The 24,016-nt window shown below is 42.5% G+C and carries 17 protein-coding genes; 2 read left to right on the forward strand and 15 right to left on the reverse strand.

All coding sequences use genetic code 11. The features are described 5' to 3' along the window. Window positions 1-47 precede the first annotated feature (47 nt). Window positions 48-470, forward strand: coding sequence for a DUF3052 domain-containing protein (locus P0108_RS05115; RefSeq protein ID WP_012914411.1), 423 nt, complete (start codon window positions 48-50; stop codon window positions 468-470). A 380-nt stretch (window positions 471-850) separates the two neighbouring features. Here P0108_RS05115 and P0108_RS05120 read toward each other — a convergent pair whose 3' ends face one another. From P0108_RS05120 to P0108_RS05175, 12 genes are all read right to left on the reverse strand, one after another. Continuing rightward, window positions 851-2,728 (reverse strand): DEAD/DEAH box helicase, encoded by a 1,878-nt coding sequence (locus P0108_RS05120; protein WP_473730847.1) that lies wholly within the window; start codon window positions 2,726-2,728, stop codon window positions 851-853. Window positions 2,729-3,022: 294 nt separating this feature from the next. Next, window positions 3,023-4,699, reverse strand: a complete 1,677-nt coding sequence (gene ettA, locus P0108_RS05125) for an energy-dependent translational throttle protein EttA (protein ID WP_473730823.1) — start codon at window positions 4,697-4,699, stop codon at window positions 3,023-3,025. Window positions 4,700-4,837: 138 nt separating this feature from the next. Then, on the reverse strand, window positions 4,838-5,338 hold the full coding sequence (locus P0108_RS05130) for a DUF3180 domain-containing protein (protein WP_033888467.1): 501 nt from the start codon (window positions 5,336-5,338) through the stop codon (window positions 4,838-4,840). Next, window positions 5,338-6,573, reverse strand: coding sequence for a dihydroneopterin aldolase (locus tag P0108_RS05135; RefSeq protein ID WP_102703220.1), 1,236 nt, complete (start codon window positions 6,571-6,573; stop codon window positions 5,338-5,340). The genes P0108_RS05130 and P0108_RS05135 overlap by 1 nt, the downstream gene beginning before the upstream one ends. A 271-nt stretch (window positions 6,574-6,844) precedes the next feature. Continuing rightward, window positions 6,845-9,154 carry an ATP-dependent zinc metalloprotease FtsH gene (gene ftsH, locus P0108_RS05140; protein ID WP_116431567.1) on the reverse strand — a complete coding sequence of 770 codons (2,310 nt, stop codon included), beginning with the start codon at window positions 9,152-9,154 and terminating at the stop codon, window positions 6,845-6,847. Between the two features lie 61 nt (window positions 9,155-9,215). Next, entirely contained in the window at window positions 9,216-9,770 is a 555-nt protein-coding gene (gene hpt, locus P0108_RS05145) for a hypoxanthine phosphoribosyltransferase (RefSeq protein ID WP_101886119.1), read from the reverse strand. Next, the gene (tilS, locus tag P0108_RS05150; protein WP_102703222.1) at window positions 9,745-10,863 is read right to left on the reverse strand and encodes a tRNA lysidine(34) synthetase TilS; all 1,119 of its coding nucleotides are present in this window, start codon (window positions 10,861-10,863) and stop codon (window positions 9,745-9,747) included. Before tilS ends, hpt begins: the two co-directional genes overlap by 26 nt. Before the next feature lie 46 nt (window positions 10,864-10,909). After that, window positions 10,910-12,700 carry a D-alanyl-D-alanine carboxypeptidase gene (locus tag P0108_RS05155; protein ID WP_473730824.1) on the reverse strand — a complete coding sequence of 597 codons (1,791 nt, stop codon included), beginning with the start codon at window positions 12,698-12,700 and terminating at the stop codon, window positions 10,910-10,912. Window positions 12,701-12,774: 74 nt separating this feature from the next. Next, entirely contained in the window at window positions 12,775-14,427 is a 1,653-nt protein-coding gene (locus P0108_RS05160; protein WP_410311074.1) for a hypothetical protein, read from the reverse strand. Window positions 14,428-14,441: 14 nt separating this feature from the next. Next, a complete protein-coding gene (locus tag P0108_RS05165) occupies window positions 14,442-15,347 on the reverse strand; it encodes an ABC transporter ATP-binding protein (protein WP_064621588.1) in 906 nt (301 codons plus the stop codon). Between the two features lie 301 nt (window positions 15,348-15,648). After that, window positions 15,649-16,875 carry a glycosyltransferase family 2 protein gene (locus tag P0108_RS05170; protein ID WP_033888470.1) on the reverse strand — a complete coding sequence of 409 codons (1,227 nt, stop codon included), beginning with the start codon at window positions 16,873-16,875 and terminating at the stop codon, window positions 15,649-15,651. Further along, entirely contained in the window at window positions 16,872-18,452 is a 1,581-nt protein-coding gene (locus tag P0108_RS05175) for an AI-2E family transporter (protein WP_473730825.1), read from the reverse strand. Before P0108_RS05175 ends, P0108_RS05170 begins: the two co-directional genes overlap by 4 nt. A 271-nt stretch (window positions 18,453-18,723) precedes the next feature. Here P0108_RS05175 and glnA point away from each other — a divergent pair, with 271 nt between their 5' ends. Further along, window positions 18,724-20,160, forward strand: coding sequence for a type I glutamate--ammonia ligase (gene glnA, locus P0108_RS05180; protein ID WP_004109385.1), 1,437 nt, complete (start codon window positions 18,724-18,726; stop codon window positions 20,158-20,160). 277 nt (window positions 20,161-20,437) lie between these two features. On the opposite strand, the gene P0108_RS05185 is transcribed toward glnA, so the two are convergent. The 3 genes from P0108_RS05185 to P0108_RS05195 form a co-directional block, all read right to left on the reverse strand. Further along, a complete protein-coding gene (locus tag P0108_RS05185) occupies window positions 20,438-21,079 on the reverse strand; it encodes an ABC transporter ATP-binding protein (RefSeq protein ID WP_473730826.1) in 642 nt (213 codons plus the stop codon). Window positions 21,080-21,184: 105 nt separating this feature from the next. Further along, entirely contained in the window at window positions 21,185-22,504 is a 1,320-nt protein-coding gene (locus P0108_RS05190) for an ABC transporter permease (RefSeq protein ID WP_473730827.1), read from the reverse strand. Window positions 22,505-22,578: 74 nt separating this feature from the next. Next, the gene (locus P0108_RS05195) at window positions 22,579-23,949 is read right to left on the reverse strand and encodes an ABC transporter permease (RefSeq protein WP_473730828.1); all 1,371 of its coding nucleotides are present in this window, start codon (window positions 23,947-23,949) and stop codon (window positions 22,579-22,581) included. Window positions 23,950-24,016 lie beyond the last annotated feature (67 nt).

Raw genomic sequence — 24,016 nt, forward strand, 5'->3', positions numbered from 1 at the left:
CGCCGTTAAATGTGCGCACTTCGTGACGCTTTGATATATTAAATCACGTGGAACAGATAGCTTTTCAGCATGCACAGGAATTCGGATTCCAACCAGGAGACATTGTCCAACAATGGCTCTGGGATGACGATGTTGACGAAACAATTTGCGAAAGCATCGAGAAACTTACCGGCGAAGAGTTGGTAGATGAGGATTACGACGCTGCTGTTGATGGTGTGATTATTTGGTGGCGCGACGGCGACGACGAAGATGAGCTCGCAGACACTATTATGGATGCCACAAATATGCTTGACAATGACGCTCCTATGTGGGTTCTTACTCCAAAACCAGGTCGCGAAGGTTCCCCAAGTTCTAGTACCGTTCAATCTGCAGCAAAAACAGCTGGCATGAACGCAGCCACTCCGTTAACCGTAAGCACTGACTGGAACGGCGTTCAACTGCGCGCATTTGGTAAAGGTCAATCTAAATAAGTATTTGCTAATTGGCTTAACTAGTTCAACCGACTGTTGACTTGCTTAACAGGCTGATTAACTGATTACTAAGTTGCTTATTGCTTGCCAACTTGCTACTTACTTTTGTAGTATTGCTGCTGTTTTGTCGAAAACACCAAACCAGTTGATGTTATGTATAAAACATAGGGCAATTCTGTCGAAAACACATAATCATTCGGCGAAATAGACAAAAATACAAGAATAACGCAAATAAAAAGCGCGAGGAGAAAAATATCACAGCCTCGCACCACAACAGACAAGAAAACTAAAGCGAAAACAAAAGCCGGAAAATCACTGGCGAATGTTATCAAAAGTAGTGAAAACGAAAACAAATGCTGTAAAACACACAGCATTTGTTTCTAAAACTCACGACCGAAGCGATGAACACGACTACCACGTTCGCCACGTTTACCGTGCCAACGACGTTCGCTGCGTTCACCACGTTCACCACGTTCACTGCGTTCACCACGTTCACCACGTTCACTGCGCTCACCACGTTGCCCACGTACGCGCCCGCGCCCACCGCGTCCACGACCGCGACCTTTACGCTTCTGCTGTTCCGGCTCCGGCATACTCCAGCCTTCTTGAAGCTCGGCAGCTTCACCAACAATCTCATCTAGAACTGATGAAGAAGGACTCACATCCTCAGCTTTCGCATGAATTCCAGCCTTACGAAGCATCATATGAGCAGCGCGCTTCTGATTAGGAAGCACAAGCGTTACGACATCGCCTTCTTCACCAGCTCGAGCAGTGCGACCCGAACGGTGCAAGAAAGACTTAGGATCCTCAGGAGGCTCAGTTTGCACAACCAACGCAACGTCACTAATGTCAATACCTCGCGCAGCAACGTCCGTAGCAACTAGCACACGCACCAAGCCTTCAGCAAACACAGCTAAATGGCGATCTCGCTGATTCTGCGACAAATTACCTTGCAAATCGACTGCAGGAATACCTTGCTGCACAAATTTTTTCGCCATATTTTTCGCTTGATATTTCGTGCGCGTAAAGAATATAGAACGTTTCTTTCCAGAAGCAAGCTTTCGCAAAACTTCGTACTTATCCCCTGCTGACACAGCAAAAATATGATGCGTCATAGTGTCAACTTGGCAATCAGCATCATCCACAGCATGAACGACAGCGTTTGGAAGGAAACGCTCAACTAATGTAGAAACTTGCTTATCAAGCGTTGCAGAAAACAGCATGCGTTGACCATCTGGCGCAACTTGCTCAAGAAGTCTAGTAACAGCAGGAAGGAACCCCATATCCGCCATTTCGTCTGCTTCGTCAAGCACGCTAACCATCACTTTTTCAAGCGTAAGTGCTCCCTGACGCAGCAAATCTTCCAAACGACCAGGGCAAGCAAGCACAATTTGCGCACCCTGCTTAAGTTGCGATACCTGGCGCTGGTATCTCACGCCTCCATACACTGTCACAGTACGCATGCCATAAGCTGCAGCAAGCGGTGCTATTACGTCATCAATTTGATGTACAAGTTCACGAGTTGGAGCAAGAATTATTGCTCTAGGAGCAGGAATATCGCTAGACTCGCGTGACTTACGGTTTTTATCAGAATGAATTAAATCAACAAAATTCTCAGCTAAACGCGCAACAAGTGGAATAGAAAATGCTAATGTTTTACCGCTTCCTGTGCGACCACGACCCAAAATATTTGCACCACGCAAGGAATCGGGAAGCGTTGCTTGTTGAATTGGGAATGCAGTGGTTTTCCCATCCGCACGCAACACTTCTACTAAAGGCTCTGGAACGCCAAGTTGCGCAAAAGTGACATCGTCACGGTAATTTTCACAAGATTCAATAGCAGAGTCTGGAATAATTGTTGCGTTATGAGAATCTTGATTTTGCTTTTTTGAAGTAGGACGCAAAGATATTGCAGAATTTTGTTTTGTATTATGAGATTTTGCAATATCATTTTTAACAACATTATTTTTATCAATATTATGCTTAGCAAAATTATTTTTAGCAAAATCTTGTTCAGCATCCGCAATAGCTACTTCTTCATAGCGCAAAGCTTTTTCGCGCGCTTTTTGACGAGCTTTTTCTGCTTTGCGATTGCGCTCCCTGCGCGAATTGAACTCATGATTAGAACCGTGATTTTTATGACTACCCTGATATTCAAAAGGATTGCGTTTTTCAGCTGATTTCCTAGTATTTTTGACGTTCTTGGTATTCTTCGCGCCTCGCTTTTGGGCGAACGCAGCATGATGAGTATGCGGCACAATAGCCTTTCGTAAAATATGTGTATTCAAAACTTAAATTTCAAAACGTGAACTAATCGAGCCTAGCACACGCCTGGCACAATCACGGCAAATGTTGTCAAAAAGCGCCGAGACGCTCGCACTATAAGCGCTCGCTTCTGAGCTTGCATGGAAAAAGTCCACTGAACTTTCCATGCAAGCTCACGCTCCGAGTTACTTTCGTACACTACGCTCCAAGCGCGAAAGCAGGTCGTCGCGCAAACGCCGGAAAATCACCAGCAAATGTTTCCACCAAGAAATGAAAACAAAACTCAACTAGCGAGTGAGCTTACGGTGCAAGCGATGCGGACGAGCAGCTTCCTCACCCAAGCGCGCAATCTTATTTTCTTCGTAAGCTTGGAAGTTACCTTCGAACCAGTACCACTTTGCAGGATTCTCGTCGTCGCCTTCCCAAGCAAGAATATGCGTTGCAACTCGGTCGAGGAACCAGCGATCGTGCGAAACCACAACAGCGCAGCCTGGGAAATCAAGTAAAGCGTTTTCCAAGCTTTCCAAAGTCTCAACATCCAAATCGTTAGTAGGCTCATCGAGAAGAAGCAAGTTTCCACCCTGCTTAAGAGTCAAAGCCAAGTTCAAGCGGTTACGCTCACCGCCGGAAAGCACACCAGTAAGCTTCTGCTGATCCGAACCTTTAAATCCAAAGCTTGCAACATATGCGCGAGTAGGAATCTCAACGCCTGCAACCTCAATAAAATCAAGTCCGCCGGAAACAGCTTCCCACAAGTTCTTATTAGGATCCAATCCTGCACGATTCTGATCCACGTAAGAAATCTTCACAGTATCGCCAACAATAAGCTCTCCGCCAGAAAGAGACTCCAAGCCCACAATCGTCTTGAACAGCGTAGACTTACCAACACCGTTTGGACCAATCACACCAACAATACCGTTACGAGGCAGCGTAAACGACAAGTCGTCGATAAGTACACGGTCGCCAAAAGCCTTGTGAATATGCTTCGCTTCCAAAACTTGCGAACCCAAGCGTGGACCTGCTGGAATCTGGATTTCGGAAAAATCAAGCTTCTTAGAATTGCGTGCTTCCTGCTCCATTTGATCGTAGCGTTCCAAACGAGCCTTATTCTTTGCTTGGCGAGCCTTCGGCGAACTACGCACCCAGTTAAGTTCGTTCTTCAAACGCTTAGCAAGCTTGGCATCCTTAGCGCCCTGAATTTCCATACGCTTTGCTTTAGTTTCCAAATACGTTGAGTAATTTCCCTTATATGGATAAAGCTGACCACGGTCAACTTCGCAAATCCACTCTGCTACGTTATCCATAAAGTAGCGGTCGTGCGTAACAGCAATAACAGCACCCTCGTACTTGTGCAAGAACTGTTCAAGCCACAAAATAGATTCCGCATCCAAATGGTTCGTAGGCTCATCCAAAAGCAGCAAATCTGGAGCTTCAAGAAGAAGCTTACACAATGCAACTCGACGCCTTTCACCACCAGAGCACACAGAAACAGGCGAATCCGGATCTGGGCATTGCAAAGCATCCATAGCCTGCTCAAGCTGCGAATCCAAATCCCAACCGTTTGCAGCGTCAATTTCAGTCTGAAGCTTACCCATTTCTTCCATTAACGCATCAAAATCAGCGTCTGGATTAGCCATTTCTTCGCCGATTTGGTTAAAACGCGCCACTTTTTGCGCAATCTCACCAAAAGCCATCTTAATGTTTTCGCCAACCGTCTTAGTGTCATCAAGAGGTGGTTCCTGCTGCAAAATACCTACCGTATAGCCAGGAGTCAAAGAAGCTTCACCATTGGTCACATTTTCCAAACCGGCCATAATTTTCAGCAGCGTCGACTTACCCATGCCGTTCGGACCCACAACACCAATTTTTGCGCCCGGAAGGAAGCTTAAAGTAACATCGTCGAGAATTACACGATCTCCGTACGATTTACGCGCCTTAATCATCTGATAGATAAATTCAGCCAAAGTAATATACCATCCTTACAAACGTTGAAATTCCAGCGTTTGTTGCAACTTGCGTAAAAAGCGTTTAATACTTTTACCTACTTAATTCAAGCAAGATGCAACTTACATAAAACTACGCAAACTAATAGCTAGCAAATACTAGCACGTTGCTGGCGTACGATTTGACTTATTGACAGACTCAGAATCATCTTCAGGCGGAATCTGGCAGAGCCACTCGCCCAAAATCCCAACGACCATATCAATAAAGCACACCAAGCCAGCAATAGAGCATTCACGCACAACAGAGTTATACAGAATTATTTCACTGTGCGGCAGACTCATTAACAACTGCCCAACGTACCAGCCAGACAAAATAGCACCTGCCATTCCCAATGCCTTAGACAGCATAAGAGCTGCAACAGCAAATTGAGAACTTACACGCTTCTTATTTTTATCTTTGTTAGCAACACTTTGATGAGTTTGCAACGCCATAACAAAAGTTATTAAGCCAGCAATCACCATAATTGCAACAACAACCCACGGAGCTCCTGCTAACGACATAGCACTAGACTCTGTTGACGACACTAGAAATGCGCCCAGCACAAAGCCAAACAGTAACCCTAGTACCAGATACCACCAAGGTGTGCGATACGCTTTCATTAACAACCATCCCCTATAAGCCATTGCTCTGAGTATACCCCAACAGTTTGAGCATCAAAAGCAAACGCTAATGAGTACGAAACTGAGTTGTCATCCAAAGCAGCATCCGACTCTATCTGCAGCCACGGCATAAGTTCAGGCGACTTAGGGTCAACCATCACCATTTCCGCTAGTTGTTGCGGCAATTTTTCTGCATCAACAGTTCTTGTATCAGCAGCAGAAGCACCATATGAACGCGTACCCAACACTCGCACAGTCACCTTATCTTTATACAAAGTAGCAACAGCGCGAAGCAAGCGAAGCAGTTCATACTCGTCACCGCCCGAAGACAGAATAAATACAGCCGCGTAATAATCACCTTCAAGCATATTGGCAACATATAGTGCCGATACGCCATCTACGCGAGATTCTCTATCCTGCTCAAGCATTGCAACTATTCTCAGCATAGCAGAACGCGTGTCTTGTTTCGCGACACCCTTCATAGAAATTACTGCAGTTGTCTGTAACGGAGTCGGACATATACGGAACAAAGGAGACTTAGTTTCTCTTTTAACAAGCTCACTGCCATAATTGACACTTTTAGATTCATCGACACAAGAGCACTCTGAATCTCCATTATTTTCATAATCATCCGCGAAAGAATTTGCGATATCAACGGCAGCTTTAGCAGCTGCAGCAGCGTCCTCGTCTTCTTTGCGCTGCTTTTCTTTTCTATCTTCCTCAATAAGAGAACGATAGTAATCTGCTATTTCGCCTTCCTCAAGATCGTCAACTGATACGCTTCCACTACGAACAGCAACATGCGCAAGAGAATCAGGAATTACACGCCGTTCCGAATAATTTAACTCTTCTCTAGAAACACTATTCAAAGTAACACAAATATCGTCAACAGTGCTTTTCATGCCGTAATATTCGCTTCTTAAAGCAGCATGAACAGTAATATCAGCCTCACTAATTTGCCAAGTGTGCATAGCAGAATTTAAAACAGATTTAGCAATAAGTTCTAAAGCTATAGCAGGATGCTCCTCAATCTCGCTATCTTTTTCGCAACGTTTAAGCATAAAAGCAAGACGCTCAGCAATTTGAGGAATATCTATTGCGTTAGTCTCATCTCCGTCTAATGCATTACTCAAATTAACTTTTAAAACAGCATCTATGTAAATAGAAGAATATAATCCAATGACTATTGAGTCACCGCTTGGGCGAATACCCTTCAAACTTATGGTCGTATTCATAATTTCATCTTCTACTCTCTAATAAAAACAATTTAAAATTCCAATTATTCGTTTATTTATCTTTTACTCTTACCTATAATACGCAAAACTAATATTTCGATACATTGTACTCGATATAAATCAACATGCGTAATTTTTTGCATATAACACTAATTTTTATTATTAAATTCTTAGAAAAATAAAAATAAACGCTGACAGCAATAAATTATATTGTTATCAGCGTTTATTAATGATTGTATTTTATCTGCTTTTTAGCACTGTATTTACACTATTAAGCACCAAATTGAGTGCCGTCATTTTGATTAGTAGACGGATTAACTGGTGGTTTAACAGTTCCAATAACAGTTCGAGGAGCAGGTGCAGTAGTCTGAATAGACGTATCAACAGGCATCTGATCAGACTGCTGGTTTTGTGAAGTTGCGTTATTGGAAGATTCAGAAAGTTCAGAAGCTTCACTCTGCTCATTCTTACCTTCAACGTTGCGCTTTAAACTTTCTGGAATTTCAACAGGAGGAAGATCAGAATCTGGTCTTCTATCGTCCGAAAGCCAAAGAGTACGCTCAGGAGCCTTACGAATCTTACTGAAGATTTCCTTAAGTTCCTTCTCGTTAAGAGTTTCCTTAGCGAGCAACTGACGAACCAGCTCATCTAATACGTCACGATTATTGTTAATAATCTCCCACGCTTCAGTATGAGCAGTTTCGATAAGCTTATGAACTTCTTCATCGATTACTTCAGCAGTACGATTCGAGAACTTACGAGGTTGCAAAGAATCGAGTGAACCGGAAGAATCTTCGTCAGTATCCATCCACTTAACAGCTCCAAGCTTCGCTGAGAAACCATATTCAACAACCATCTTACGAGCAATAGCAGTAGCTTTCTCAATGTCGTTAGAAGCACCAGTTGTTGGATCATGGAACACAACTTCCTCTGCTGTGCGTCCGCCCATAGCATATGCCATTTGATCCAGCAATTCGTTGCGAGACTGCGAGTAACGGTCGCTTGTTGGCATCACAGCAGTGTAGCCAAGTGCGTGACCTCGCGGCAAAATCGTTACTTTAGTAACAGGATCCGTGTGGTGCAACGCAGCAGCAACAAGCGCATGACCACCCTCATGGTAAGCAGTGTTACGCAATTCATCCAAAGCCATACCCTTAGACTTACGTCGAGGTCCTGCTTGAACACGATCAATTGCCTCATCAATAGCGCGATTATCGATATATTGAGCACCAGATCGAGCGCAAAGCAACGCAGCTTCGTTAAGCACGTTAGCTAAGTCTGCACCAGTAAAACCAGGAGTGCGCACAGCAACCATATGAAGATCAACATCCGGCACAAAAGGCTTACCCTTAGCGTGAACCTTCAAAATTGCCTCGCGACCTTCCAAATCAGGAGCCTCAACAGCCACCTGACGGTCAAAACGACCAGGACGAAGAAGTGCGGAATCAAGCACATCTGGACGGTTTGTTGCGGCAATAATAATCAAATTAGTGTCGTTGTCGAAGCCGTCCATCTCAACAAGCAGCTGATTAAGTGTCTGCTCGCGCTCATCATGACCGCCAGTCATGCCACTTCCGCGGCGACGACCAACAGCATCAATCTCATCGATAAAGATGATTGCAGGAGCATTCTTCTTAGCTTCGTCAAAAAGTTCACGAACGCGAGACGCGCCCAAGCCTACGAACATTTCCACGAAGTCAGAGCCAGCCATTGCATAGAACGGCACACCAGCTTCACCTGCAATAGCACGAGCCAACAAAGTCTTACCAGTTCCTGGAGGACCATAAAGCAGCACACCGCGCGGAATGCGAGCACCCAAAGCCTTGTAGCGCGAAGGATCCTTCAAGAAGTCTTTAATCTCTTCAACTTCTTCAACAGCAGCTTGTTCGCCAGCAACGTCAGCAAACTTAGTTTTAGGAGTCTGACCTTCAAGCAGCTTGCCACGGCCACGTCCGCCACCCATGCCAAGCATACTTCCACCGGCACCGCCTATTCTGCTAAACATGAACCAAATCATGCCAAGGAAGAACAATATTGGAGCAAGCGAAGTAATCAAATACGAAATAATGCTAGATGACTGTAAGCTAGCAGTCCAGCCGTTAGAAGGCTTCGCCTTTTCGACTTCTTGTACAATTGACCTACCTTGTGCATACGCGTAGTAGAATTGCACATCCTTGCCAAAGTCACGCTTTTGCTTACTTCGTTTATCGAACTTCTTAAACGGACTATCAAGCGTAAGCTTAACTAACTGTTTATTGTCAATAATTTCCACATAACTTGCTTTATGAGATCGCACTAACTCAATACCATCCTGAGTATCGATAGTTTGCGATCCGTTATGAACAAACATTTGGAATCCGACAACTGAAAGCAACACAAGAAGCACAATCCACGTCCATGGCGACTGCCAGAAGGAACGACGATTGTTATGGTTGTTCTCGTTATTTTTATTATTCTTGCCCTGTTGACCGTTGTTTCGCTGATTCCTAGGGTTACGTGGATTTAAAAACGGATTATTCCCGTTATTTCCACGCCCAGGACCGCCCATTGGGCCTTGCGGTGTCATAGGAGAAGCGCCCATGTAATAAGGCTCCTTTCAAACTCCTCAATTTATATAAAAATTCTGAATAGAATCTATAAAATCAAGCACCATACACTGATGGCTTTAATACCGCAATACTATTGAGATTGCGGTAGCGTTCGTCGTAGTCCATTCCGAAACCAACGACAAATGCATCAGGAATTTCAAAGCCCGAGTAGTCGATTTGTACGTCTACTTCGCGACGTGCAGGCTTACTGAGCAATGCAAAAACTTTTACACTTGCAGCACCACGACCTTTTAGCTCATCTACAAGCCAAGCTAGCGTGCGACCGGAATCAACAATGTCTTCTACAATAAGCACATCTCGACCACGCACATCAGTACTTAAATCTTCGCGAACAGTGATTTGTCCGCTAGTTTGAGTGCCACTGCCGTAACTAGACAAGCTCATAAAGTCCATTGATGCGTTAATGCTTAATTCTTGCGAAAATACAGCAAGAGTATTTACAGCACCTTTGAGAACTGCAACAAGCAAAACATTACGGTTTTTGTAATCTTCACTTACTTGTTTAGCAACTTCACGAATACGCTTCATAAGGTCTTCGTGGCTAATTAATTCATAGTCGATGTCATCTCGTATATCTGCAATTTGCATGTTCACTATCTTTGCATAAGCGAATGACGATATTGCGCGAGAGCCGAGTCGCTTCGTAATAATTTGGCAGCGAAAAAGGCTTCTGACCATGCCATTTTGTACATAGTTCGTCCACTGCCGATATGTGACTTGACGAGAAACGCAGACCAAGCTCACTTAACGCACGCACTATAATTCGTCTACGAATTGATGGATGATATTGCGCTAACTTCTCAGCTTTTAACCTAACAGTTTTCGCATTTTTATCAAATTCCATCACTTGTGAACTAGCTTCGTCAACTTGAGAATTAATATAGTCAAGATCGTCTCTAGCTATTTCAGCTCCACGAGAAAGCAAAGTAACCATATTTGCATTAAAAAATCGCGAAATATAAGGCATTAACGTGTGTCTAACTCGAGATCTCAATGGATAATTTTCTGAAAGTTCCTCATTTTGCGAAATATCGTCACCATTTGTAGGATCATCCCACCATGAAATGCCTAAATCCTCGCAAATACCAGTAGTATCTTCTCTACTAAGCTTAATAAGAGGCCTCGCAAAAAGCACGTTTTGACGCAATGTCACTGCTTTCATGCCAGCAACTGCTTCTAAACCTGCAGAATCTTTTAGCCCCATCATTACAGTTTCTGCTTGATCATTTGCAGTATGAGCTAGAAGCACGGCTGCAGCTTGCTGCTTTTTAGCGACCTCAATAATTGCTTGATACCTAGCATTTCTAGCAGCAGATTCTTCGCCTTCTCCCGAATCTTCAACGTTCACAGATTGAATATACACGTACTTTTCATCTATTCCAGATTGCAAACAATGTTTAGCAGCAGTATTGGCAATTTCAGTTGAGTGTGGCTGCAAATGGTGATCTACTATTACGACACCGCAACGAATACCCCTACTTGCGCACACAATCACGCTCAATGCTGTAAGTGCAAGAGAATCTCTACCTCCAGAGCACGCAATAAGAACCAGAGGAGCATCAACATCTGTCGCGTGATTGCCATGTTCGGAAAAACGCGCGTCTTGTGCACATAATGAAAGTTCGTCAAAACAATGCTTGATTGCGCCAATTCCTGCGCGTATGCGAGAAGAATACACCATAGCTTCTAGTGTAGCGCGCCAATAATGCTAAATTGCAACTCATAAATCATAGTTTTGGCAATTCTGCCATAAACTTATTAATCGCTACGAACGCTCCCCAAATATCAGCTGGCTGGTTCGCAACAACAGCGAAAGTTAGCACTCCACCACTTTTCCTAGATACATTACCAACCATAGAAGTAACTTCACTTAAAGAACCAGTCTTTATGCGAAGCAGGCCGGCAGAAGATTCATCCGCTAAACGCTTTCTTGCTGTTCCAACTAAACCAGGAAGAGACAATCCTTCAGCAGCTGCAGCACCTCCAGAATCGGCTTTAATATTAAACACTTGTACTTGAGCTAGCGTTGTTGCGCGCAACCTTGATTTTGGAGATAAGCCTGAGCAATCAGACATGTGCAAACCACGTATATCGATATTGAGCTTGCGCAATCCCTCTTTTACTGCCTGAACTGCACCCTCCGGAGAGTTGGATTTGTGAGTTGCAAGCGCAGTCAAACGACCAAACTCTTCCGCCAATGTGTTGTCTGAAATACGAAGCGTATATGCCATTATTTCGTTTAAAGGTGCAGAAGAAACTTGTGCAATTAAACGCGAATTAGATGATATTAACGATTTAGTTTCGCTTACTGGTATTACAAGATTTTCAGATTGTGCAGACTTATTTTCATTTTCAGAATCTTTATTGTTTTCAGAAGAATCATCTGCAGACGAGCCTGAACCGGAATTTTTTTCATCAGAAGCGGTTTTATTAGAATAATTACTTATAACTATTCCTTGTTTGCTTAATAATTTAGCAAAAACATGACCGACACTTAAAGCAGGATGAGGATCAGAAAGCGGAAAATCTGTTATAGCGTCAGCGTCAACACCTTGCACTGAAAGGTCACGCTGACGAGCATCATCTATAGCCAAAGATGACGTTTGAGCATAAAAGCGGCGTTCAACATCTGTTTCATAAATCAAATCAGGAGCACGTTTTGCGCCAAACAATGAGTCATCAACAGCTAAAGAAACTGTGTGAATATTTTCAAGCTTCAACGCGTTGGCTGTTCTTCTCGCTAATGTCGTTAAACCTGCTCTGCCATTGACATGGTGCCAATCGTTTTCTCCAACGCCAAGAAGCATGTCACCATTGCCGCGAAGCACAAGCTTTCTAGCATTCGTACTAGAAGCTCGTTCTGGTTCACCGCCTGTTTTAGGCAACAAAAATACTTGAGTATCAAGAGTTGAACCCATGTCAAGAGTGCGAGAAGCTACGCTAGCAGTTAAAGTTTTAAGCGTTGACGCTGGCTCTCTTAAAGCATTTGGCTCATGTGAAGCAACTACTCGCCCATTAGCATCCATAATTACTGCTGAAGTGCTGCTACTCATAGAAGCATCGGAAACCAACTCGTTAATAAGTTTTTGAGCTTGCGAATGATTTATTTCTTTACCATAAGTCACGCCTTTAGCTAGTGATTTAACTCGCAAAAGTGATTTAGGAGAAGAAACAGTTACAGCATAATGTTGTTTTCGCAACGTCAAAGGACCAGGAAGAATATCGTATACGTCAAGCAAAAAATAAGTAAAAATAATTGCTGCACTAACTATAACTGCTATAAATGCAATAAGCAATCGCCAACGAGAAGGATATTGGCTTCTTAAAACCATAGCAGCGTATTTACTTTTCTTCTGTGCGCTACTTGGTTTAATCTCACTGCTTGATTTAGATTCACTACTTAGTTTTTGTTCACTACTTGGTTTAGGCTCGATACTTTTGTTGGGTTCGCCGCTTTGCGCTGGCGTGCTCGCATTAGGAATATTTAAGGCATCGTTTAAGCCTTTATTACTTTCCATGCGAGCACACCTTTAAATCGATTGCAAATACCGCGCTTAACTATACATTGCGCTTGCAACAAAGCGTGCGTAAGTTACGCAGTAATAGACGCGAATCTGCGCAAGTTTTCTACAATGCGAATCATGCGCTTATCCATTACTTTGCCACCAAGAATCACGCCAACAACCAGCACAATCAAGCCGTTTACTACAAACAAAATGCTTGCAATCCACAGCAGTTGCGGCGCAAGAATCATAAACGCAATCGCAGCCGCAACCGAAGGAATCATGCAAACTACAGAAAGAAGCATAAAGCCTATAGCTGCAAAACTTCGCCCGCCAGCACTTCCTTGCGGCCTAGAAAATGGCTTTTCGATTGATGCCACAGGGTACATTGCAATGCACGAAGAAATTAAGCCAATGCCTATGGAAGCAAAAGCTATTCCAATTGGACAAAGAGTTTGGAACATAACTGCATTCACATTTTGCTTAACATTTGCTACAAAGAAAAGGAAAACGTAAACCCCTACTCCAATAATCGCAAAATAAACAGCGCAAATCACTGACCAAACTATTGCGTTCGCTAAGCGATCGTGCAAACCTTTTACTCCAATAATCGCATGCATAGTAAAAGCTGTGCCATCGTAAGCAATATTGTTTCCAACAACCATGCCCATAAGCAAAGCAGCATACATCATCCATCCAGAAACACCTAAGTTATCTGTTAGAGAATCAAATCCTTTAGCCTTAAAACTACTTCCTCCTGCAACTACCAGCATAAAAAGCGGCGCAATAAGCAAAAATAGCTGACGCATATCTCTTCTCATAACGCTAATAATTCGCGCAATAATCGCACCAACTGTGTTGTCTGGAACTGCTGCAAACAAGCCGATTCCCTTAGTTTTAACAACTGTTTTTTGCTCACCGCGAAGTAGCTTAGGCTCTAATTTTGCGCAAAATACAGAGATTGCAAAGCAAACAGCAATGGTTACAACGCAAATAAAGAAGCGAATAGCAAGAGCAAGCCAATTGCCATTAATAGCATCGAGCGGCAAAGCCATAGCTGCACTTAATGGCGTAAAAGCGGACGCAGCACAGAAACTTGTGCCTAGCGCAATTTCATTTGGTGAGCTATCATGCCTGTTCATTGACGCAACAAAAATCATGTACGCTATAAAAATGGCAAAGTAAAAAATATTTCTTGAATGCTTGTTTATTAAAATAGTATCCAAAAGTTCAATAAGCATTTTGCTTAAAGACACAATTGTTGCAATGTAAAGCGGAGCCGCTATTACGCTGACTAAAACCGGCACAATTCCAAAGTTTCTGTACGCTAAAGACCACAAAGCAAGTGCGATTGTGGAGCTTATTGAAAGCGCTCCAAAAAGAGAGCCAAGAAGCATACCTGCTTGCTGTTTTACGTAAGGAATGCCGTAAAGCGCAAAGCTACGCGATTTTAGTGTTGTGTCGCTGCCAAACATAAACACGTTTATAAACAGCGTAAAAATTGACACAATCGTCGCAACCATTATTGGAGCAAGTTGGAATTCCTGCCAATTTTTAGTATCTGCAAGCATTCCTGGATTAATGTACTTGCCAGTTTCCCAGCCAGCAAAACCAAGAGCGCATATAAGCGCAAGTCCAAAAACAATTGCTATAGCAAAGCCAATTTTTTGCCAAATTGACTTTCGCATAACAGAAAAAGTAAGCGCCCAGCGAAGGCGAACCATTGTAAAAATCATAGACATTACGGTTCTCCTTTTTAAGCGTTGAGATTGGTGGAAGGTGCAGGAGCGTTATCAGACTTGCCGCCATTAAGCCAGTCAATGCGTGCAGCAGCGTGACGTCCGCCAACAAGCTCCATAAAGCGATCTTCAAGATCTTTGCCCTGAGCCACCTCTTCAAGAGTGCCAGCAGCCGCAACATGACCTTCGTTAATAATCGCCACATGCGAGCACATTTTTTCAACCAATTCCATAACGTGCGAAGAAATAATCACCGTTCCGCCAGTAGAAACGTACTCGGCAAGAATATCCTTCAAATTCGCGCTAGAAACAGGATCCACTGCCTCAAAAGGCTCGTCCAACACAAGTACGCGAGGGCTGTGAATCATAGCTGTTGCAAGGCAAATTTTCTTCGTCATACCAGTTGAATAGTCCGAAACCATAGTGTTTGCGGCTTCTGTTAAGTCAAATGCAGAAAGCAAGTCGGTCGCGCGACGAACAGCCTCAGCGCGGCTCATCTCGCGAAGCATGCCAGCGTAAGTTAAAAGCTGAAGGCCAGTAATCGTCTTAAAAATCTCGTCGGCCTGAGGCATTAAACCGATTGCGCGCTTAGCACTATTTACGTCACTCCAAACGTCGTTGCCAAAAATCGAAGCTGAGCCAGCATCTGGCATAAGCAAGCCCGTAAGCATTTTAATCGTAGTGGTTTTGCCAGCACCGTTCGGGCCGACTAATCCATAGAAAGAGCCTGCTGGAATGCTCAACGAAAGATTATCTACAGCAACTTTCTTGCCAAAAGTCTTAACAAATCCGCTAATAGAAACCGCTGGAACATCTTCGTTAGTAGCGTCGTAAGTGTTTGCGCCAAAAACTGGAACGCTGCTAGCAAAAGTATTTCCGGACGGATACTCGGACGGATATTCAGACGGAATAGAATCTACCATAGAAACCTCGCAGTATACAGATAAACGCACGCATTGCACTACATTAATTGCGCAATCACACGCTTATATCAAGGCTTCTATTATCTCATACCCGCAATTTTTGCGCAATCGCAATGCCAGCAGCAGCCGCACACACCACCCCAAACGCGAGACAACCATCCCACATTCGGAGCAAAAACCCACCAAAACCCTCCAAACACGAGAAACCTACCCCACATTTGGAGCAAAATGACACAGACAACACTCCAAACGCGAAACAAGTTACCCATACTTGGAGCAATGCACCATATTAAACGAGAGCTTAACGACCGGTATGCTGAATCGGCTTCCACTCGCTCTTTGAGAAAATAGCTTGGAACGCAATAGGCACGTACGAAAGCATAAAAATCGGGAAGCTAAGAGCGTACGCAAATAGTTCCTTATTCGTTGCACCAAGCTTATCGTGTTCAACTAAAATAGTGAGCGACACAAATATCATCATACCTAAAACACTTGTAACAGTAGTTGTAATGAAGTTAATCATTGAATAGATTTGACTCATCCATGTTACAAATCCAAATGCAGCAAAAATAAACCCAAGTATTATTCTTGCAACAGCCAAAACCATAAATGGGAAAAGCATAAGCGTAAAATCAACCGACGAAAAATCTCTTTCGCGAATACCATGTCGAATAAGAGCTGCTCCATAGTAACGAAATACCTGCAAGAATCCCTTGCTCCAACGAAGACGCTGCCTCCAGCTCTGCCTAAACGACACAGGTTGTTCATCATACAACACTGCAGAACCGCAATATCCAACTTTGTCTCCGTGAAGAATAGCATCCATAGTAAATTCAAGATCCTCAGTAAGAAGATGGAATTTCCATCCGCTATTTCTGTGCATAATCTCACGCGAGAACATGAATCCAGTTCCACCAGCATGGCAACTCGAACCGAATAGCATTCGAGAGTTGTTAGTAAATCGCGATTCTCGAATAAACCAAAGTGCAGAGCCAGAAGAAACCCAATTATCTGAAAGATTCACGGAATTACGATAGCTGGTTAAAATTTGATATCCTGCGTGGAAACCTTTATTCATTTCCTCAAAATAATGCGGATCAAGTTTATTGTCTGCATCGAAAACAAAGTACGCGTCATAAACTTTATCCGCACCAATTTTCATAATATGATCGAGAAGATAGCTGAGCGCATAACCTTTACCAATATGCTCTTTATCAAAACGTTCAATTACGTTGCATCCGCAATTGCGGCCAACCTGCGCAGTAGAATCAGTGCAATTATCTGCAACAAGCCAAATATCAATAAAATCTTGTCTATATGTTTGAGTTTGAATGCAATGAATAAGATTACCTATAACAGCTTCCTCATTGCGCGCAGAAATAAGCACAGCATAATGCTTATCCATTGGTGCTTCAGGAAAAACAATAGGCTTAGCGAATAACGATGCAACAGCACAAACACCTTGATACACAACACCGCTTATGCCAATAAGTATTACTAGTACATCAAATATTGATAGAAGAATCATCGCTTCCATCCGCTCCGTGGATTATTTTTTACGTTACTTTTATTATTTTTTGTATTTTTTACTATTTTAGACTCGCCTACTTGCAATTTTGCTTTAGGAGAATCCTTATTTTCAGAATTTACTTTACGATTTGCAATATCTTTATTTACGGCATCTAATATTTCGCGTGAAATTGGCATTGTTGCCAATACGTCAGTTTGATCAGAATCGTTAGAAGAAACTTTGCTACCATTCGCATCGTCAGAGTCTGACACATAAGCTTGCTTATACCAATATAGAATATCCTCGTTCAGAGAAATGCGAGAGCTTGTGCCTTTCATTACACGATGAACACTTTCACTCATTGGATTCATGAACTTACGACCAATCGCCTCAACGCAACGAACAATAATAGAAGTATGATCAGGGTGAGGATCGTTCATAAGCGGAGAAGAAACTAAACTATATTGCTTCGTACATACTCTAAAAATTGCTTGCAAACTTGCAGTCACAGGCAAAGCCAAAAATGCTCCAAGAGCACCAAATACAGCGCCCATTACAAGAACTGAAATAAAAGCTACTGCAGGATTCAGGTCCATAGTCTTCTCGGAAATCTTCGGCGAAATAACCATGTTCTCAATTTGCTGATAAATCGTAATAAAAATTAATGTTGCAACAGCCGCACCAAAACCATTGGAACCCCACGCAACCAAGATAGGCAAAGCTCCACCCAAATAGCCACCAATTGTAGGCACAAACTGCGAAACAATTCCGCAGAATAAGGATAGCGGAAGCCAATACGGTATATTCATCACAATAAGGAAAATTGCGGTACCCACTGCGTTAATCGCTGCCAAAATAATTCGCGAAAATAAGAAGCTCGAAATCTGCTCTTGAACAACTGACCAAATAAATAGGAAACGACGCTGAGATTGCGGATTCATCCAACGGCACATGCTACGACGCATAGCCGGACCTGCTGCAGAAATGTAATACGTAACCATAATAATGGTAAGTAAATCAAGCAGAACAGTCATCAATCCCCATGTTGTGTTAAGTGCTTGGCCAGCAAAATCAACAACCCAAGATGTTTGCACATGCTTCAAAATTTCCATGCCAAGCTGCTCAATATTAGGCATTTTAAAACCGGTATAGTGAAGCACAAAATTTGCAAATTGATTGTATAAATCAGGCAAGCCCATAACCATTGAAACAACCTGCTGAGCAAATAAATTACCAAACAAAGCAAGTAGCAAGCTAATTACAACAAGCAAGCCCGTTAGCGTAAAGCCAGAAGCAACTCCTCGCCTCCAACCATGCTTAATTAACCGAACAACAAGCGGTTCCATTGCGAGCGCAATAAAAATAGAAATCACAACATCAAAAACAATGAATGAAATGCTATTCCAAGCGAACCATAAGAAGATAGACACAAAAGTAATAATTGCAACGTAAATAAGTGCACGACCTAGCCAATCTGGCGGCCTTCTGTCATCGCCTTTGGCTGGGAAAAGTGAAGCTAAATCTAGCTTATTTTCACTTTCCTCAATATGCTCATGCATCTTATATTCATGCATTTCTTGCTCTTGGTAATTCATAGGTACTATTGTAACTGCGCGAACTGATGAATGCGAATTAGCGGCATGTAATGGTAACTATTTTTGTAATACTTAATAGTTACGCTATTTATTACTATTTATTACAATTTTCTACTATTTCCTACTAAACGATTGCAATTATGCGCATCTACGCAACTACACGTAACATTATGTAACACAAACGTAACGAGATATTCGAGTCGCTGAAATCCAAAATGGCATTCATAGTCATAAACTCATTACTGGGTTTTTTAAGAAAGGAATGGTAACCATGACCACTTTGCAAACTAAAGAAGATGCCGCAGCCCTTATTGAAAAGGAAGGCATTGAGTACGTATCCGTACGATTTACTGATTTAATTGGCGTTCAGCAGCACTTTACTGTTCCTGCTGACGAGTTCTTACACAGCGCTTTCACTGATGGAATGGCGTTCGATGGTTCTTCAATGCAAGGCTTCCAGGCTATTAACGAATCAGATATGAAGCTTATTCCAGATGTTGACACTGCTTATATTGACCCATTCCGTAAGCATAAGACTCTGAATGTTGCTTTCTCTATTGTTGACCCTGTAACAGATGAGCCATATTCTAGGGATCCTCGTCAGGTCGCTATTAAAGCAGAATCCTATTTGAAATCAACTGGCATTGCTGACACTGCAAGCTTTGCCCCTGAAGCTGAGTTCTTCATCTTTGACAAGGTGCGTTTTGCTAACGACATGCAGCGCTCCTTCTATGAGGTTGATTCTAACGAAGCTCCTTGGAATTCTGGCATCGACACTGAAGATGACGGTAGCAACAATATTGGTTTTAAGAATCGCGTAAAGCACGGCTACTTCCCTGTGCCACCAGTAGATCACAATCAGGATTTGCGCGATGACATGGTTTACAACTTGCAAAAAGTTGGTTTGATTCTTGAGCGTTCTCACCACGAAGTCGGCGGCGCAGGTCAGCAGGAAATCAACTATCGTTACAATACGCTTGTTCATGCTGGCGACGATTTGATGAAGTACAAGTATGTGGTTCATGAGACTGCTGCTTTGGCTGGTAAGGCTGCAACCTTTATGCCTAAGCCAATTGCTGGAGATAACGGCACTGGCATGCACTGCCATCAGTCGCTTTGGAAGGACGGCAAGCCACTGTTCTATGCGGAAACCGGTTATGCTCAGCTTTCCGACATTGCGCGTTGGTATATTGGCGGCTTGATTAAGCACGCTTCTTCTGTGCTTGCATTTACGAATCCTTCGCTTAACTCTTACCATCGTTTGGTTCCAGGATACGAAGCTCCAGTCAACTTGGTTTACTCTGCTCGTAACCGTTCTGCAGCTATTCGTATCCCTCTTGCTGGTACAGAACCTGCTGCTAAGCGTATTGAGTTCCGTGCACCGGATCCTTCATGTAACCCATTCTTAGCATTCTCCGCTCAGCTTATGGCAGGTTTGGATGGTGTTATTAACCATATTGAGCCTCCTGCCCCTGTTGATAAAGATTTGTACGAGCTTCCTCCAGAGGAGCATGACGGCATTAAGCAAGTTCCTTCTTCGCTTGGTGAAGCTTTGCAATCTTTGGAAGAGGATCACGACTTCCTTATGCAAGGCGACGTATTTACTAGCGACTTGATCGAAACTTGGCTGAATTTGAAGCATGAGGAAATGGATATGGCTCGCTTGGCTCCAACGCCACTTGAGTATGAGCTTTACTTCCACATCTGATTTGTAAGCTAAGCTAAATAAGTTAAGCTAAGCTAACGAAAAAGCCGGCCCTACGATTTCGCGGGGTCGGCTTTTTTATTACTCGCGCACCTCACCTCGGATTTGTGGACTTGGGCTGGGTGCAAGTACACAAAAGCGCGCATGTTGTCCCGTGTTTGTGGACTTAAGAGGTAGGTAAGTACACAAAAGCGCGCATGTTCCCTCATGTTTGTGGACTTGGGTAGTGCATAAGTACACAAAAGCGCGCAAACCACACCACATTTGTGGACTTAAGCGATCACGCAGATTTTTGCGTTAGCTGTTTATTTTTCAGCACGTATTTTACATCAGCTTGAGAGGCGACCTTCGAATCATGAGTAACAACAATCACACATTTGCCATGCTCTTTAGCAGCATTTTTTAATATTGCAATAACTTCTTTAGTAGTAGCAGGGTCAAGACTTCCAGTAGGCTCATCAGCTAAAATTACCGGAGCAGAAGATACTAAAGCTCGTCCAATTGCAACACGCTGCTGTTGACCACCAGAAAGTTTAGTGACGTTACGATTTGCTTCTTCTTCAGTTAATCCAAGATCTATTAGCACTTGAACATCAGCATGTGAATTTACTAATCGCAAATTTTCTAATGGCGTCAAATAGTCAATAAGATTAAAATTCTGGAAAACAAGTGAAATATGTTTTTTGCGATGCTCAACATATCCTGTTTTTGCAATATTTTCACCGTTAAAAAGCACTTCGCCACTATACGGAGTATCTAATCCAGCTAAAAGTGAGAGCATAGTAGACTTTCCGGCTCCAGAAGCTCCCATGATACTGTACATGGTGCCAGCTTCAAACTCAGCATTCACGTCATTTAGTACCGCAATATTTGCAGGTCCGTAAGTGTACTTCACATTTTTTAATTGCAATAAAGCCGACATAATAAGCTCCTTATTTTTACATAATTTAAATATGATTTATACGATTTGTTTCATTTATGCGATTGCGCTTTTAGTAGAAAATTCGCGTACGCAACTATATTTCTGCTAACTCATAGCACTTAGTATTTGCCGAGGCTTCTTTATTAATATTGGCAGCACTGCAACAATCAACGCAACTATTGAAATAAGCAAACCAATAACAAAAGCAGCAAGAGTTTGCAACAATGGCAATACTGGCATACCATCCGCAATAAATGACGAATCAGCACTATGCAAAATCACAGAACCAATAACTCCAGAAAAAGCAGCACCCAAGCCCAGCGAAATGACGAATGACACAATGTTGAGTATCGCTATTTCAACAAGCAATTGACTAACTATTATTGCTCTAGATAATCCAATAGACATAAGTACGCCAATCTCGTGCATACGTCCTCTAACCCAGAACACTAATACAAGTCCAAGCACTAAAATACCAACAAAACTTAGTGCCACAAAAATCATTCGCACAAGTTGTTGCACAGAATTAACCGAGCTTATTACATCAGACAATTGCGAAGCATTCTGCTCTACATCCGCCCACTTTCCGACAATAGTTTTAGCCTGCCGTATTGCATTAGCTAATAAATCAGAACGCTCGACAACACAGCGCAAAACACCTCGCTTAGAAGAGCCAGCCAAAGACAACGCCGAACTTAAGTCAGTAAATATGCGATTTTCTGAAGTATCCGAAGGAAGTGCTCCTTTAGTTTGCAATTTGCCGGCAAAAATGCCAACAACACGAACTTTTACATTAAACCCCTGCTTAAGAATTATAGTAGAACCAATATTAAGATTATTCTTCTTAGCAAAATCACGATGCACTATTGCTCTACCAGAAGAACGATTAGTAATATGCTCACCCTGCTCTAAACGGTATAATCCCTCTTGAAAACCCTGAGACAATCGAGAATCTGTTGTGCCAGTAATTCCAGCAGCATGAGCCAAAACATCATCGTCTAGTCTTGGACCCTGCGCAGGAAGCACAAGTTGCTTTCCAACAGGCACAGCTAAAACATCGCGCTCTTCCACTACAGTTTTTACGCCCGAAATCGCAGCAAATTTACGAATTTGACTAGAGTCAATTCCTTCATTCGCGGCCAAATCTTGTGGAATTGGAGAATTATACGTAGCAACAGAATTAGAATTTGTATTACTTTGCTCTGGAAGAGTTTCACCTCGAGTTTTTGCTCGTACAGTAAAACCTAAACCAATACTGGATTGAATACGATCCCTAGCATTCTCAACAGAAGCACTGATACCAGCTTGTGAAACTAGCGCACTTAAAACAAGAGTCATAATCAGCACAATTATTGCGTTACGTCGAGGTTTGCGCAATATTGCAAGTTTCGCTCGAGCACATAAAGAAATTACTTCACCATTCATAATGTTACTCACTAACTTTTCAAATAACTTTCATACGACGAATTATGAAAACTATGCCTCCAAACAGCATAGTTTTACTTTTGCAATCCGAGGAGCTCACGAGGAGATTTGCATATAATTGGCAAATAAGACAACACAACTGCAATAACGATTACTGCACCAACAATTGTAGAAACTCCGACAAAACACTGAGCGTCTACTTGTACGCTAAGTGTTTCCAAAGTTTTTGTTGCCAAAGTTGATTCAAGATTTCCACCAGCTTGACCCATATTACTCAATTCACGGGCCGCTGATGATTGCACAGAGCCAAGAGCAACATTAGCCATCAACGGAGCTATAACTTTTGCAAAAAGGTAACCCACAATCAACGAAGGTATTGAAATAAGCACAATCTCAGCAAGATATTGACCAACTATAGATAATTTGCCAGTGCCAATTGCAACAAAAACACCAATTTCATTACGTCGCTCATTCATCCACAGCAAAAGCACTAATGCCAAAGCAATAATAGCGAATGATACAACAGCAATTGTTGTAACAGTCATTATTGAGCGCACTCCCTTTGCTGCTTTCAACAAACCAGAAACGAACTGATCGTCACGAGTTAGTTGATAATTTTGCAAATCAATAGGCAATTTCGCAGCTTGAGCCATAATATTATCCGCATCCTCACCGCGCTTTATTCTAAAACTTGCATCCTGATATATTTCTTTTCCAGGCTCATATTTGTATAATTCGCGAGTAGTTTGCAAATCCGTATACACGGTATTAGCTGTCAATTCCGCCCTAGTTGCGACTTGACGCTTATTTGCTCCGGCATAAATTCCAACAATACGAGTTTTTACTGTTGCTGTTGATTGTTGAATATTGTCAGCATCGTAAGGATTAGCGCGAAGCGTAAGAGTATCTCCTACATGTAATCCGTTAGCTTTAGCGAGATCTTCATGAATCAGTGATGCATGAACGTTATTAGCAATAAGATGCTTGCCTTTAGACATAGTTATTGCTTTTGTTTTAAAAGTATTTAAACCAGTAGAGTCATTCGTCCCTTCAATATTAACGGCATTTCCAAACTGCTGCTCGCGCTTTTGATCATAATCCTGAACGCCTGGAATTCTTGCCGCTTTAGCATTAACTAAATCCGCTGTTACATTTTGTCGAACAACGTAGGAAGCAATTCCATTTAATTTTGCAATTGCCTGTACATCTTTAGGTTTTACAGTTCCAGCTCCTCTAGGAGTTCCAGGGTTTATTTGAGGGTTATTTGCGAGCACAAAACTAGACTCTGCTTGCGCTTCAACTTTTTCTCCTTCTCTACCTGCAGCACTTGAAACTGCAGAAGTAGAAAATAACAATGTCGAAATAAGAAATACAATAATGAAAACTATCGCTGTTTTTATTCGTTTCCTCAGAATGTAGCGTATTGCACGAGAGATAAACGTCATCGACTACCTTTCTTCATTGAAAAATAACTTTATATAGTATGCGAACATACGATATGCCAGTATAGCA

The organism is Gardnerella sp. c10Ua_244, assembly GCF_055818055.1.